Annotated in this window: 11 protein-coding genes; 2 read left to right on the top strand and 9 right to left on the bottom strand. The window is 67.7% G+C overall.

Translation table 11 applies throughout. The features are described 5' to 3' along the window. Positions 1–161 precede the first annotated feature (161 nt). The 5 genes from QX073_RS03940 to QX073_RS03920 form a co-directional block, all read right to left on the bottom strand. Positions 162–1463 carry an RsmB/NOP family class I SAM-dependent RNA methyltransferase gene (locus tag QX073_RS03940; RefSeq protein ID WP_316225334.1) on the bottom strand — a complete coding sequence of 434 codons (1302 nt, stop codon included), beginning with the start codon at positions 1461–1463 and terminating at the stop codon, positions 162–164. A gap of 15 nt (positions 1464–1478) precedes the next feature. After that, the gene (locus tag QX073_RS03935) at positions 1479–1820 is read right to left on the bottom strand and encodes an MAPEG family protein (RefSeq protein ID WP_316225333.1); all 342 of its coding nucleotides are present in this window, start codon (positions 1818–1820) and stop codon (positions 1479–1481) included. A 139-nt stretch (positions 1821–1959) separates the two neighbouring features. Beyond that, entirely contained in the window at positions 1960–2982 is a 1023-nt protein-coding gene (locus tag QX073_RS03930; protein WP_315827415.1) for an NADP-dependent oxidoreductase, read from the bottom strand. Between the two features lie 195 nt (positions 2983–3177). After that, the gene (gene guaB / locus QX073_RS03925; RefSeq protein ID WP_315827414.1) at positions 3178–4665 is read right to left on the bottom strand and encodes an IMP dehydrogenase; all 1488 of its coding nucleotides are present in this window, start codon (positions 4663–4665) and stop codon (positions 3178–3180) included. Positions 4666–4928: 263 nt separating this feature from the next. Then, on the bottom strand, positions 4929–5177 hold the full coding sequence (locus tag QX073_RS03920; protein WP_315749790.1) for a hypothetical protein: 249 nt from the start codon (positions 5175–5177) through the stop codon (positions 4929–4931). A 136-nt stretch (positions 5178–5313) separates the two neighbouring features. On the opposite strand from QX073_RS03920, the gene QX073_RS03915 reads away from it, so the two are divergent. Continuing rightward, a complete protein-coding gene (locus QX073_RS03915; RefSeq protein ID WP_316192689.1) occupies positions 5314–6801 on the top strand; it encodes an MDR family MFS transporter in 1488 nt (495 codons plus the stop codon). Positions 6802–6817: 16 nt separating this feature from the next. Here QX073_RS03915 and QX073_RS03910 read toward each other — a convergent pair whose 3' ends face one another. Continuing rightward, positions 6818–8011 (bottom strand): sialate O-acetylesterase, encoded by a 1194-nt coding sequence (locus QX073_RS03910; protein WP_316202145.1) that lies wholly within the window; start codon positions 8009–8011, stop codon positions 6818–6820. 113 nt (positions 8012–8124) lie between these two features. Here QX073_RS03910 and QX073_RS03905 point away from each other — a divergent pair, with 113 nt between their 5' ends. After that, positions 8125–9549 (top strand): O-antigen ligase family protein, encoded by a 1425-nt coding sequence (locus QX073_RS03905; RefSeq protein ID WP_316192691.1) that lies wholly within the window; start codon positions 8125–8127, stop codon positions 9547–9549. On the opposite strand, the gene QX073_RS03900 is transcribed toward QX073_RS03905, so the two are convergent. The 3 genes from QX073_RS03900 to QX073_RS03890 all read right to left on the bottom strand — a co-directional run bounded on the left by QX073_RS03900 (position 9534) and on the right by QX073_RS03890 (position 14095). Continuing rightward, entirely contained in the window at positions 9534–10592 is a 1059-nt protein-coding gene (locus QX073_RS03900; protein WP_316225332.1) for an acyltransferase, read from the bottom strand. The two genes, QX073_RS03905 and QX073_RS03900, sit on opposite strands and share 16 nt — an antisense overlap. Before the next feature lie 324 nt (positions 10593–10916). Continuing rightward, positions 10917–12893 (bottom strand): cellulose synthase catalytic subunit, encoded by a 1977-nt coding sequence (locus QX073_RS03895; protein ID WP_316225331.1) that lies wholly within the window; start codon positions 12891–12893, stop codon positions 10917–10919. Further along, positions 12893–14095, bottom strand: a complete 1203-nt coding sequence (locus QX073_RS03890; RefSeq protein ID WP_410052355.1) for a hypothetical protein — start codon at positions 14093–14095, stop codon at positions 12893–12895. Before QX073_RS03890 ends, QX073_RS03895 begins: the two co-directional genes overlap by 1 nt. Positions 14096–14097: the final 2 nt, after the last annotated feature.

The following is a 14097-nucleotide window of genomic DNA, read 5'->3' as shown; positions in this document are numbered from 1 at the left end:
CCGGCGGGTGGATTACTGGGTCCCCCGCTTTCGCAGAGGACGACGGTGGAGGATGCCGCGGCTGCCTCCTCCGTCATTGCGAGCGCAGCGAAGCAATCCAGAGTCTCGCGCGCAACCCTGGATTGCTTCGCTGCGCTCGCAATGACGGCGGTGGGTGGAGTTTAGGCCTGCTTCTTCAATACCGACACGAAGAACCCGTCCGTCCCCGTCCGGCGCGGGGTCATCAGCCAGCCCTCCGGCGTCTTCAGCGCGGCCTCGGCGAAGGCCTCGGCCTTGTCCCAGAGGACGGTGGCGGTCTGGTCTGGGGGCTGGATGGCGAAGGCCGGGTGCCGATCCACGAAGGCGCGGACCTGGTCGCCATTTTCGGGCTGCAGCACCGAGCAGGTGATGTAGGCGATGCGGCCGCCGGGCTTGACCAGGGAGGCGGCGCGGTCGAGCACCTCGGCCTGGTCCTTCAGCCGGATCTCCAGCGCGCCGGGGCGCATGCGCCATTTGGCGTCGGGGTTGCGGCGCCAGGTGCCGGTGCCCGTGCAGGGGGCGTCGATGACGACCAGATCGGCGGACGCCTTGATGTCGGCGAGCGGATCGGCGTCGCCCTTCGGGCTGCGGACGTCGGCATTATGGACGCCGGCGCGCGACAGCCGCTCGTGGATGGGGGCGAGCTGGCGCTTGTCGTGGTCGGTGGCGATCAGGCGGCCCTTGCCGCCCATCATCGCCGCCAGCGCCAAGGTCTTGCCGCCGGCGCCGGCGCAGAGGTCGATCACCTGCTCGCCGGGCTTGGCCGCGGTGAACAGCGCCGCGAGCTGCGAGCCCTCGTCCTGGACCTCGATCGCGCCCTTGATGAAATCCTCCTCGGCATGGATTCCGGGATTGCGGGCGTCGGCACCGAGCGTGATGCGCAGGCCGATCGGCGACCACGGCGTCGGCACCGCGCCGAGATGCTTCAGCGAGGCCTGCACCTTGTCGCGCTTGGCCTTCAGCGTGTTGACGCGCAGGTCGAGCGGCGCGCGGCTGGCCATCGCCATGGCCTCGGCGACGCGGTCGTCGCCGAACACCGCAGTGAGATACGGGTCGAGCCAGTCGGGATAGTCGCCGGCGACCGGCGGCGGCGCGCCCTCGGTCGTGCGCGAGGCCAGCGCCGTCTCCTCCTGCGCGGTCAAGGGCGGCGGCGCGAAGCGGCTGCCGTCGCACATCGCCGCGATGGTCGGCACATCGAGGCCGCGCTCGAGCTTGAGCATGCCGAGCACCCGCGCCCGCGCCGTGTCGTCCTCCATGACATAGGCGCTGGAGGCACGGCGGCGGAGCACGTCCCAGACCAGGCCGGCGATGGCGGCCCGGTCGCCGGAGCCGGCGAAGCGGTGGCTGGTGCCCCAGTCCTTCAAGGCCTTGGCCGCCGGCGCCCTCTGGGCCTCGATGGTCTCGATGATGTCGATGGCGGCGGACAGCCGGGCGGCGGGGGTCATTCAGGAGGTCCAGTTCTAGATCAGGAGAAGGATCTTGAGGGCGAAATACAGCCACATCGCCAGCAGCACCAGCGCCGAGGCGATCCAGGCGAGCCCGCGCTGGCGGCTGTCCTTGACGCCGCTGACAAGGCCGGCATTGACGAAGCGGGTCACCACGAACACCCAGGACAGCAGCACGATGACCAGATCGGCATGCCGCAGCGGCAGCGCAATCGCGATCAGCGCGTAGAACAGGGTCGGCAGGCCGAATTCGTCGGCGACGTCAGCGGTTTGTGCCCGTGTCCTGTTCCAGAACAGCAGCGCGAAGGTGAGCCCGACCTGCACGAAGACGGGCAGCAGCACCATGGTCAGCGACATGGAAATCCCCCTTGGGAAAGTCGAAGGCCCGGCATGATGCCGGGCCCTCGTGGATGAACCGGTTCCCTCAGGACTCCCGATAAGCGCCCGTGGTTCCCGCTTTTTTCCAGACAGGCTTAAGAATTACATCAGGTGTGGCTCAGGCCTTGTCGGGGCCGACCCGCACCAGCTGCTTGCCGAAATTGGCGCCCTTGAGCAGGCCCATGAACGCGGACGGCGCGTTCTCCAGGCCCTCGGTGACGTACTCCTTGTACTTGACCTTGCCGTCGCGGACCCAGGCCGACATGTCCTTGAGGAAGTCGCCATGGCGGGAGGCGAAATCGCTGACGATGAAGCCGCGGATGGTCAGCCGCTTGGTCAGCACATTGCGCATCAGCGCGCCGGCCCATTTCGGCGCCACCGACTGGGTGTCGTTGTAATGCGCGATCAGGCCGCAGACCGGCATGCGGGCGAAGGCGTTGAACAGCGGGAACACCGCCTCGAACACCGGGCCGCCGACATTCTCGAAATAGACGTCGATGCCCTTGGGACAGGCTTCCTTGAGCTTCGCGGCGAGATCGGGATCGCGGTGGTCGAGGCAGTCGTCGAAGCCGAACTCGGACTTCACGTAGTCGCATTTGTCCTTGCCGCCGGCGATGCCGATGGCGCGGGCGCCCTTGATCTTCGCGATCTGCCCGACCGCCGAGCCGACCGCGCCGGAGGCCGCGGCGACCACCACCGTCTCGCCGGCCTTGGGCTGGCCGATGTCGAGCAGGCCGGTATAGGCGGTCATGCCGGGCATGCCGAGCACGCCCACCGCGGTCGAGATCGGTGCGAGCTTCGGGTCGACCTTGGCGAGGCCCTTGCCGTCGGAGATCGCGTGCGTCTGCCAGCCGGCGCGCGCCAGCACGATGTCGCCGGCCTTGAAGCCGGGATTGTTGGAGGCCACCACCTCGCACACGGTCCCCGCCTCCATCACGCCGCCGACCGGCACCGGCTGGGCATAGGACGGCCCGTCGCTCATGCGCCCGCGCATGTAGGGATCGAGCGACAGCCAGATCGTGCGCAGCAGCACCTCGCCCGCGCCCGGCGTCGGGACGGCGTAGTCCTCGAGACGGAAATCAGTGGGCTTGGGCTCGCCGACGGGACGGGCGGCAAGAACGATGCGCTTGGCTTGGGACATGGTGTTTCCTCCTGATGTTATTATGCTTGCTGAGGGAGCGGTGCCCTCTCCTCCGTCATTCCGGGGCGCGCGTTAGCGCGAACCCGGAATCCAGAGGTGAGGTGCGCAGGTGATGATGCAAGACAATATCGGGATTCCGGGTTCAGCACGCCGCGCGTTGCGCGTCGCGCTGCCCCGGAATGACGTGGGTATGGCTTACGCCCCGCCCGGATAGTTCGGGCTTTCGCGGGTGATCGTCACGTCGTGGACGTGGCTCTCGCGCAGTCCGGCGCCGGTGATGCGGACGAACTCGGCCTTGGAGTGAAATTCGCCGAGATCCTTGGCGCCGACATAGCCCATGGCGGCACGGAGGCCGCCGGCGAGCTGGTGCATGACGTTGCCGACCGGGCCCTTGTACGGCACCTGACCCTCGATGCCCTCGGGCACGAGCTTCAAGGTATCCTTGATGTCCTGCTGGAAGTAGCGGTCGGCCGAGCCGCGCGCCATCGCGCCGACCGAGCCCATGCCGCGATAGGCCTTGTAGGAGCGGCCCTGCCACAGGAACACTTCGCCGGGGGTCTCGTCGGTGCCGGCGAGCAGCGAGCCGACCATGGCGACATCGGCGCCCGCGGCGAGCGCCTTGGCGAGGTCGCCGGAGAACTTGATGCCGCCGTCGGCGATGACCGGCACGTCGGCCTTCTTGGCGGCCTCGACCGCATCCATGATCGCGGTGAGCTGCGGCACGCCGACCCCGGCGACGATGCGCGTGGTGCAGATCGAGCCCGGGCCGATGCCGACCTTGACCGCGTCTGCGCCGGCATCGATCAGCGCCTGCGCGCCGTCGCGGGTGGCGATGTTGCCGGCGATCACCTGCACGGCGTTGGAGATGCGCTTGATGCGGTTGACGGCTTCCAGCACGCGCGAGGAATGGCCGTGCGCGGTGTCGACCACGACGAGGTCGACACCGGCCTCGATCAGCTTCTCGGTGCGCTCGAAGCCGCCCTCGCCCACGGTGGTCGCGGCGGCGACGCGGAGCCGGCCCTGGCCGTCCTTGCAGGCGAGCGGATGCGCGACCGCCTTCTCCATGTCCTTCACGGTGATCAGGCCGACGCAGCGATACTGGTCGTCGACGACGAGCAGCTTCTCGATGCGGTGCTTGTGCAGGATCTTCTTGGCCTCGTCCTGGCCGACGCCCTCGCGCACGGTGACGAGGTTCTCGTGCGTCATCAGCTCGGAGATCTTCTGGCGCGGATCGGTGGCGAAGCGCACGTCGCGGTTGGTGAGGATGCCGACCAGCTTGCCGGGGATGCCCTTGCCGCCGCCGGTGACCACCGGGATGCCGGAGAAGCCGTAGTCCTTCATCAGCGCCAGCGCGTCGGCGAGCGTGGCGTCCGGCGCGATGGTCAGCGGGTTCACCACCATGCCCGACTCGAACTTCTTGACCTGGCGCACCTGGGCGGCCTGGCCCTCGGGATCGAAATTGCGGTGGATGACGCCGATACCGCCGGCCTGCGCCATGGCGATCGCCATGCGCGCCTCGGTGACGGTATCCATGGCGGAGGCCATGATCGGAATGTTGAGCGGGATCTCGCGCGTCACGCGCGAGCGGATGTCGACCTCGGAGGGCAGCACATCGGACAGGCCCGGCTTCAAGAGCACGTCGTCGAAGGTGAAGGCTTCGCGAAGTGTCTGGACGGTCGCCATCGTCAACTCCTTGTCTGCGGCCAAAACGGCCGCGATGCGGGTACAGATGAGCGACGCCGCCGTCGAGACCATGCCTCGCCGTCGAATCGGTGCCCATCGGTGGGGTTGACGCGGGTCGATAGCATGGGCCTGTGACGAATCAAAGGGCCGATCCGCTGTCCTCCCGCGATTGCGAAGAACGGCCCAGACCGGCCCTGATCGGGTCCGAAACGCGCAACAAAAGGTCGCGAAGACCCCGATTCCGGAGCAGAAGTTCCGCGCCTCTAGCGCCATGCGCCCGGCGGTGGCCCGTAGCGGCGGATGGCCTCGACCACCTCGCGGTGCCGCCGGTCCTCCCGCCGCATGTGCACGGCGATCAAAGCGTGCGCCGAGGGCACCAGCAGCAGCACGTGAAAGAACAGGCCGAGGACCAGACACACCAGACACAGCAGCAGGTTGAAGATCGCCGCGAACGGCTGCCCGTTGAGCAGCAGACCCAGCGGCGGCACCAAAGCGGCGAGCAGGTAGATCATCGGCACATCTCCAACAAAACGGGACGCGGCAGCGTCACGCTGCATCTAGGGGGCCATGCCAGCAGCGCAATGGCCTCGTTCGCCGCAGGGTGTTAAAGCCCCGGCGCCCGCCCTCCTCTCCCGCTGCCGACCTCCGATGAACAAGCAACGCGTCATTCCGCTGATCGTCGCCACCGCCCTGTTCATGGAGAACATGGACTCCACGGTCATCGCGACCTCGCTGCCGGCGATCGCCAGGGACATCGGCACCAGCCCGCTGACGCTCAAGCTCGCCATCACCTCCTATCTGCTGTCGCTGGCGGTGTTCATCCCGGCGAGCGGCTGGACCGCCGACCGCTTCGGCGCGCGGCGGGTGTTCTCGAGCGCGGTCGCCGTGTTCATGATCGGCTCGATCGGCTGCGCGCTCGCCAACTCCGTCGAGAACTTCGTGTTCGCGCGCATCCTGCAGGGCATGGGCGGGGCGATGATGACGCCGGTCGGGCGTCTCGTTCTCTTGCGTTCCGTCGACAAGAGCGCCCTGGTCGGCGCGATGGCCTGGGTCACCATCCCCGCGCTGATCGGTCCGGTGATCGGACCGCCGGTCGGCGGCTTCATCACCACCTATTTCTCCTGGCACTGGATCTTCCTGATCAACATCCCGATCGGCGTCGTCGGCATCATCATGGCGCTGCGCTTCATCGATCCGATCAAGAGCGACAATCCCGAGCCGTTCGATCTCTATGGCATGGTGCTGGCCGGCATCGGCCTCGCCGGCCTCGCCTTCGGTCTCTCGGTCGCCGGTCTCAACCTGCTGCCGTGGCCGGTGGTCGCGAGTCTCGTTGCGATCGGCGCGATCTCGATGACGCTCTACGTCCGCCACTCCTGGCGCACCAACTCTCCTGTGCTCGATTTCTCGCTGCTGCGGCTGCCGACCCTGCGTGCCTCGATCGTCGGCGGCTTCATGTTTCGCCTGGGCATCGGCGCCCTGCCCTTCCTGCTGCCGCTGCTGATGCAGCTCGGCTTCGGGCTGTCGCCGTTCCAGTCCGGCCTCGTCACCTTCGGCTCCTCCGCCGGCGCAATGGGCATGAAGGCGCTGGCCGCGCGCCTCATCCGCGCCTTCGGCTTCCGCCATCTGATGACCGTCAATGCCGTCGTCAGTTCGGTCTTCCTCGCCGCCTGCGCGCTGTTCACGCCGGCGACCCCGCTGCTGCTGATCCTGATCATTCTCGTGGTCGGCGGCTTCTTCCGCTCGCTGCAGTTCACCGCGATCAACACCGTCGCCTATGCCGAGGTCGAGACTGCCCAGATGAGCCGCGCCACGACGCTCACCAGCGTCAACCAGCAGCTCGCGATCTCCGCCGGCGTCGCGGTCGGCGCGTTCTCGGTGGAGACCACGATGTGGATGCACGGCGCGAGCCAGCTCACCGCGGCGTCCTTCGCGCCCGCCTTCATCGTCGTCGCGATCACGTCGGCGCTGTCGTCGATCCTGTTCTGGCAGATGCCGGATGACGCCGGCAGCGAGATCTCAGGCCGCAAGGTGGCCGCGATCGCGAGCCGCAAGGGCGCCGAGAAGGGCGCGGAGAAGGCCGCCAGGAAATCGGCGAGCGAGACCACGCATGATGCGCGGGATCAGAAGCTCGGCTGATCGTCCCGCTTCCGGCTCAAGGCCGCCTCGCCCCGGACTTCCAGTAGTCGGCCAGGCGATCGGCCCACATCCGCGCGTGCAACTCGGTGCCGGCATGGCTCATGTGGCAGCCATCGTGGCGCAGCTTGAGCCCGATCTGGTCGGTATCCGGGCCAGGATAAACGCCGAGTGCCGGGTTCGGCACGGCGGCCTGGGCTGAACGGATGATCTCGTCGGGAACACTGCCGCAGAGCGTCGCCGTGGCGACGAAGATCGGCGCCGTCAGGTCGGCCGCCCGCAGGCCGGCAACGATCTCAAGATAATTGCGCAAGTAGGACAGTCGTCCCGCTTCCTTCATTTTCGCAGTGACGTGCAGGGACGCGCCGTCCTCCGCACCATTGGTGGAGAACGCGAAGGCGTTGTACTCGCCCTGATGCCAGAGCACCGCGCTCGGTTCGAGACCTACGTCGCGCAGGCCGGCGACGGTTGCGAGCAGCACCTCGAAATACTTGCCGCCGCGGGCGCGCCACTCCTCGAGATAAGTCCCGCCGATCGCAACGGGTGCGATCACGACCGTCTTCGCCAGCCCGCGATCGATCAATTCGTCGCCCAACCGGGTGGCGACGTTCTCGCCCTCGCCCGGCGTTCCCAGCAATGGATTGCGCGCCACGTAGCAGCGGCCGTCGAAGCGGTCGAAATTGTAGAACCGGTTGTGAGGCTGATAGAGCCGGCCACTCTGATCGGGCGCGCCGGTGTTGGAGATGTTCGACTGGCCCGCGGTCAGAAGCACCACCAGCCCCTCGCGCGGAATCGCGTCGCAGGCAATCGACGTGGCCCTGGCACGCACAGCCTCGTTGTCCGGCAGGAGGCAGCGCGAGGCGTTGCCGCCCGCGATGAAATCCGCGTCAGAACCGTACAGTGCACGGGCCAGGTTGCGTCCCTGCAGCAGGCTCTGCACCTCCGGGTCGCCGCTCGCGCCATCGATACGACGGTCGATGTCGGCAAAGGCGGCGCGCCGCGTGCGCACCTGCTCCAGCAGTGCCAGGAACCCAGGGGCGGTCGAGATGGGTCCGACGGCGCAGGGAACGCAATTGCCGTCGCGCGATTTGGCCGAGGTGGTCGGCTGGCAGACGTCGCGGGCCGGCAGCACCTCCGCAGCTCCTGCCGTCGCGGTCAACGAGACGGCCAACCACGCTGCGACAAGCGTGGCCACGATTGCGCGTCGCATCATGCTCGGATCACTTCTTTCGTCGCCTCGGCTGACGGCCGCCTCAGGCGCCGGGCATCTGCCTCCCAGCCTCGAACATGCCTGAGGAGACCGGATTTCCATTATAGTCCGACTTCATGAAAGAGAGCCGAATCGATCCGCAGCCGCTCGCGGCGATGGCGATGAACTGTTGGCCGTCCGCGCTTCTCCTGGCAGCGACGGCGCTTGCCGCCCCGGCACTCGGCGGCATCGTCAGACCAGCCTTCATCCTCGGCTGCGCGGTGGCCGGCTGGTTCGCGTGGCGTCGCAGCCCCGCGGCCCACGTGCAGTCGGCGATCCTGATGTTCGCCTTTGCTCCTTTCGTGCGCCGCCTGGTCGACATCTCCGCAGGATTCGATTCGTCCGGCGTCATGCTGAGCGGCCCGCTGCTGTTCATCATCGCGCCAGTTCCGAGTCTGGTGCTTTCGCCCTCGGACAAGGACAGGCCGGGCAATCCCTGGCTCGTGGCGCCCTTCATCGTCCTCGCCTGCATCGTCTATGGCGGCGCGCTGTCGATCTTCCAGAACGACTGGTTCAACGCCGCCAACGGCGGAATGAAATGGGCCGCGCCCGTACTCTATGCGATCGCCCTGCAGCAGCGGGCGCGATCCGACGGCGCCCTGCTCGATGCAATCACGCGCGTATTCCTGCTGGTGCTGCCCGTCACCGGCCTTTACGGCATCTGGCAATATGTCGATCCGCAAGGCTGGGATCGGTTCTGGATGGTGAATGCCAGCATCACCTCGGCCGGCTATCCGCTGCCCTACATGGTGCGCGTGTTCAGCACGATGAACGGCCCGGCCAGCTACGCGACCTTCACGGCCACCGGCCTGCTGCTGGTGGGCTTCCTGCGCCCGGGATGGCTGGCAATGGCGGCGATGGCGCCCGCGGCGCTCGGCCTGTTGCTGTCGCTCTACCGCACCAGCTGGATCACGCTTGCGGTGGGCCTGCTGTTCTGCATGTTGTTCCCCGCGACGCGGCGTCGGGCCGTATCGATCACGGTCGGACTGGTCGGCGCGGTGATCGTCACCGTCCTGTTCACGCCGTTCGCGGAGGTCATCACCTCCCGTCTGGAATCGCTCGGCAGCGTGTCGCAGGACAGCAGCGGCAGCGAGCGGCTGGATGAGTTCGTCACGCTGTGGAATGCGCCGAACAGCATGGTCCTGGGATCGGGCTTCACCATCACCGACGTCGGCGTCGCCGGCGCGATGCCGATCGACGGGCAGATCATCGCAAGCTGGGTGACGATGGGCATTCCGGTCGGACTGATCTGCCTCGCGGCCTATGTCTGGGTTGGGCTCGCCGCCACCGGCGCCGCGTGGCGGATACCGACGCGCGAGGGCGCCGTGCTCGGGGCGCTCGCCATCAGTGCGCTCTTGATTCAGCTGCCGCTGACCAGCATCTCCTCCGGCGAGGTCTCGGCGCTGTTCTGGATGCTCGTCGCGATGGCCTGTCCGCTCGACCAGATGGCCGACGGAGCACGGCGCACCGTCGCCGCTCGGCAGCATCAGGCCGGCGCCTGATCGGACGTTGCAGCGCGCGGCGTGATCGCCGCAGTCTGGGGCTTGCGGGAGGCCGGCGGTGCGAGCCCGAAGACGGCCAGCAGATTGAGCCGCCGCAGGATGGCATGCGCGATCAGAGGAAGCACCACGCCGGCCGCCGTTCCGGCCAGCAGATAGACCCATGGCGATGGCGGGATGTGCAGCTTCAGCATGATGATCCGCATGCCCGAGCCGGCAAGGATGTGCAGCACATAGATCGTCATCGACGCGACGCCTGCGGCCGCCAGCCAGCGATGGCTCGTTGGCGCGAGCAGCTTGCAGAGCCCGACCGTGCCGGCGATCCCGAGCACACAGGCCGGCAGGGAGGCGAGCCCGTTGGCGTCCATGCCGGACAGCTGGCCGCCCAGCGCCACTGCGGCCGCAAACGCGATCCCGATCACGGCCAACGCGGACCAGCCGAACGGCCGCCATTCCGCCACGACGCTGACACCGTAGACGCCCGCAACGTAGAACGGCAGATGATGCAGCGTGAGCGCGAGGTCCGGCCGGATCGGCAGCGCGAGGAACACGCAGAGCCCGGCCAGCGCGAGCGTAATCAAGACCGTCCGCGACGGGACCAGCACCGCGATCACGTGGCAGATCATCAGCGCGTAGAGGAACCAGAATTGCGCGATTGGACGATACCAGATCGCGGTGAGATCGCCGGGATGTATCGGGATGTTGGCATCCCGCGCCAGCAGCATCGTGATCCCGCCCTGGATCAGCGACCACAGCACGTAGGGGTAAGCGATGGTCCAGAGCTTGGAGGTGAGGAAGGGACGCGCGCCGCGCCGCAAGCTGTGCTGCACGTTCAAGCCGGCCAGGAAGAAGAACAGCGGCATGTGGAACGTATAGAGCGTGTAGTCCATCCAGCGCGCGACGGCTCCATCCGGGAAGATGCCGGGGCGCACCAGACCGCCAAGCACATGACCGTACACCACCAGGATGACGCCGAGGCCGCGCGCGAAATCGATCCACGCCGTGCGCGCGGTGTCAGCCGTTGCCCTCTGCGTTCCAGCATCCATGCCCGACTTGTCCTGCCTCTGTCGCGCAGCCCGCGTCCGGTCCGCGATGCTGCAAAGTCAGCGCCCCAAGTCATATCGCAGCCGGCTTTGCAGCGCCGTCGGCGCCTGCCAGGACATCGGAGGTATTCTCGCGTTAGTCTTAACCAACCGATAAGCCTCTGCCGGATGGCACGAGCTGGAGGCAAAGGCGCTGCCGTGATGCTTCTCCGAGGCGAGCTCGAGGTGACGCCGTGCCACCGTCGCGCGTCCAAGTGCGCGGTTCGACGGCGGGCCCGCTGCCGCCTGCGGCGACCTCCCTGCCTACCCTACGCAGGATCGGGAACGTCACCGCCCGACGAAACCGCGTCGCGCCAGCCCTGCCAGCGCACCGCGCAGGCGGGCGCGATCGGTGATGACGCCGCGGGATGAGCTGAACAGTCGGACCACCAATTGCCGCCGTTGCGCTTCGTCGGGCTGCAGGCGCAGATGCGTGGTCGTCCCGGAGACGGCCTCGACCGACGCCTCGAGCCATCCGAGGCCGTCGAGATGCAGCGGCAATCGGGTGCCCGGCCGTGTCATGCGATGATGCGGTGGGCCGGCCACGCGGGCCAACGACAGCGACAGCGCCTCGATCTTGCACGGCACGACCTCGCCGCTCTGCGCCAGCCAGCCCGCCTCGTCGCTCGGAAACAGGTCCTCGCCGCGCGGCAGCTCGAAGCAGACGAGAAACGCGATGAAGGCGATCAGCATCGCGATGCCGGCCCATAGCAGATTGAAGTAGTCGATCGACGAGATCTCGCTGGCTGCATTCGGCGACACGAACGCCCAGACGATGGCCGCCGCCGAGCTCGCGGCGATCGCGCCGAAGATCGCGGCGAGCTTGCCGTGGACGCGCGGCTTGGAGCGGTCGCCGCCCTTGTCGGTCACCTTGAAGGGGCGGCCGAACGGCCGGACCAGCGCGCTGAACAAGGTGGCCGTGACGGCAAAGCAGGTCACTGCATGGGTCGCTTCCATGAACAGCGGCAGGGTCTTGGAACGCGAGATCCAGCCCATGTAGATGATCGTCCCGAGCAGCGCCGGCACGCCGTAGCGCAGGAACGACAGATAGTCGGCCTCGAACGCCGGCAGCCCGGCGAACCAGTAGATCGGCGGCGCGACCAGAAGCAGCACCATGAACGGCTTGCAGGCCCAGTTGAGCACGCCATGCAGGAAGTGCCAGCGCTGGGTGAAGCTGTAGCCGCGGCTGCGCAGCGGACCATCGCGCAAGAGCGCGACCTGAATCGTGCCGAGGCACCAGCGGGCGCGCTGGGTGATGTATTCGGGCACGCCTTCCGCCGAGAGGCCGAAGCTGAGCGGTTCGTTCAGCCAGACCGTGCGATGGCCGCGCTTGAGCAGCGTGTAGGTGAGGTTGAGATCCTCGGAGATCGCCGCGTGCGGGAAGCCGCCGATCTCCATGAGCCGCTCGCGGCGGACGACGAAGGAGGTGCCGACACAGAACGCGCAGCCCCAGGCGTCCTTCGCCGGCTGGAACACGTCGAAGAAGAAGCGCTGGTCGTCGACCCAGTGGCTTGACACCAGCAGATTGTGCTGGATCGGATCGGGGTTGTAGTAGAATTGCGGCGTCTGCACGACGGCGATATCGGGCTCGGACAGCAGCAGGCCGACCGTCCGCTGGAGGAAGTCACGGCGCGGGGCGAAGTCGGCATCGAGCACCAGGATCACCGGCGCGTTCGATAGCTGCGCCGTCGCCGCAAGCGCGTTGTTGAGATTGCCGGCCTTGGCGCCCTTGTTGTCGGGCCGCGTCAGATGGCGCGCGCCGACCTCGTCGCAGAAGGCGCGGAGCCGATCGCGCCTGGTGTCGTCGAGCACCCAGACGGTCTTGTTGGGATAGTCGAGCGCGAGCGCGGCGAGGATCGAGCGCTCGACAATCTCCATAGGCTCGTCATAGGTGCAGATGAACACGTCCACGGCCGGCTGCTCGCCCCGTGCGGCCAGCGCAGCTTGCGCGGCGTCGGCCTGTCCCGAGCGGTCGACGCTGCGGGTCAAGATCAGAATCGACATCAGCGTGTAGGAGATCGCCACGATCTCGAGCGTGATGAACAGCCGCGGCCACAGCGCCTGCAGGGTCAGGTCGAACACCGGCAGCGTGTCGTGCCAGCGCCACAGCGTGTAGATCAGGAGGAACGACGCTGCGGTAGCGCCGAACAGCAGGCGGTCGCGCCGGCGCGTCGGATCGAGCAGACGCGCCATCACGAGGAGCCCGAGCAGGACTCCGAGATCGGTGGTCAACACCGAGGCGTCATTGCTGGGGAGCGGAAACATCAGGGGACCCTTGCGCCGGTGAAAGGATTCCAGCCGGTCTCGGCGAGCACGGCCCAGGCGGTAGCACCGAGATGCGGGCGCTTGTAGTAGAAGAAGTCCTGGATGGTGGTCGCGCCCGTCGGGTCGATCGACAGACCCGTGGTGAGGCGCGCGTTGCGCGTCGCGTTCAGCAGTCCCGTTGCCGTGCGGTCGGCACGCAACCCTGCAAGCAGCTCCTCGCTGGCAGCGGCATCCCCGACCATGCGATAGGCCAGCGCCGCCTGCGCGGTGCCCTCGACCCAGACGCCGTCGCGATCGCCGTTGAAATCGAAGCCTCCGTCGACGGCAAGATGAGTTTCGGCAAAGCGCAGCGCCCTGCGCCAGTCGGGCGCATCCGTCACCGCCATCCACGGCCAGAGCTGCACGTCGAGCGCGAGCAGATTGTCGTCGGCGAGGTGGCCGTCGGGCTTGGTGCCGAGCAGGAAGCGATCGCCGCGGAACGTGCGATCGAGCAGGCGGCGCGCCGTCTGCGCGGCATCCTGATAGCGCGGCTCCAATGTGATACGATGGAGCCAGGAGGCCACGGCGTAGACATCGGCATTATGCTCGGTCGACATCCAGCTGAGGCGCACCTGCTGCGGATCGTAACCGTGATAACCGCCGCTGAAGCCGTCCGCTCCGTTCGTTGCGCTGGCAATGATCCAGTCCATCAGGCGCCGCGCGCTGGACAAGTAGCCCTCCTCGCCGGTCGCCTGATGCAGCGTCAGCAGCGCCAGCGCTGCCCAGGCGACGTTGCCGGTCGCGGTGCCGTCCTGCGCGGCATCCTCGCCCCAGATCTTCTTCTGGTCGTCCCACCAGCCAGGCAGCAGCGCCGCCCCGGGGCCGACAGGACCGGCGCGATAGGCATTGCGAAGGCGCCCATCGCCGAAGGTGCGATCATGAGCGGCGGCATGCACCAGCGCGTTGCCGATCACGCGGCCCTCGTCGGTGCGACCGCATGCGACCAGCGCGATCGCTGCCAGAGCGTTGTCATAGGTGAACGCCGTCGTCGAAAGGCCGAGCGGCAGCCCCTCCTCGTCGGCACCCGGCTCGTAGCTGCGAATGAACGCCGCGTCACGGCCGGCGAGGCCAGGCTCGACGGCCTGCACCAGTCCCGCACAGAGCGAAGTCTCGGCCCGCATCGGCGATGCGCCGCCGAGCAGAGCGATCACCGCCATCATCATGG

The sequence above is a fragment of the Bradyrhizobium sp. SZCCHNS3052 genome, from assembly GCF_032484495.1.
GTDB lineage: Bacteria > Pseudomonadota > Alphaproteobacteria > Rhizobiales > Xanthobacteraceae > Bradyrhizobium.
The sequence above is the reverse complement of the archived record's forward strand: the minus strand, read 5'-3'. Positions and strand labels throughout refer to the sequence as shown.

Excerpts from the sequence above, each read along its gene's own strand:
- QX073_RS03940 (WP_316225334.1), bottom strand. The coding sequence starts at position 1,463 with ATGACCCCCGCCGCCCGGCTGTCCGCCGCCATCGACATCATCGAGACC.
- QX073_RS03935 (WP_316225333.1), bottom strand. The coding sequence starts at position 1,820 with ATGTCGCTGACCATGGTGCTGCTGCCCGTCTTCGTGCAGGTCGGGCTC.
- QX073_RS03930 (WP_315827415.1), bottom strand. The coding sequence starts at position 2,982 with ATGTCCCAAGCCAAGCGCATCGTTCTTGCCGCCCGTCCCGTCGGCGAG.
- guaB (WP_315827414.1), bottom strand. The coding sequence starts at position 4,665 with ATGGCGACCGTCCAGACACTTCGCGAAGCCTTCACCTTCGACGACGTG.
- QX073_RS03920 (WP_315749790.1), bottom strand. The coding sequence starts at position 5,177 with ATGATCTACCTGCTCGCCGCTTTGGTGCCGCCGCTGGGTCTGCTGCTC.
- QX073_RS03915 (WP_316192689.1), top strand. The coding sequence starts at position 5,314 with ATGAACAAGCAACGCGTCATTCCGCTGATCGTCGCCACCGCCCTGTTC.
- QX073_RS03910 (WP_316202145.1), bottom strand. The coding sequence starts at position 8,011 with ATGATGCGACGCGCAATCGTGGCCACGCTTGTCGCAGCGTGGTTGGCC.
- QX073_RS03905 (WP_316192691.1), top strand. The coding sequence starts at position 8,125 with ATGAAAGAGAGCCGAATCGATCCGCAGCCGCTCGCGGCGATGGCGATG.
- QX073_RS03900 (WP_316225332.1), bottom strand. The coding sequence starts at position 10,592 with ATGGATGCTGGAACGCAGAGGGCAACGGCTGACACCGCGCGCACGGCG.
- QX073_RS03895 (WP_316225331.1), bottom strand. The coding sequence starts at position 12,893 with ATGTTTCCGCTCCCCAGCAATGACGCCTCGGTGTTGACCACCGATCTC.
- QX073_RS03890 (WP_410052355.1), bottom strand. The coding sequence starts at position 14,095 with ATGATGATGGCGGTGATCGCTCTGCTCGGCGGCGCATCGCCGATGCGG.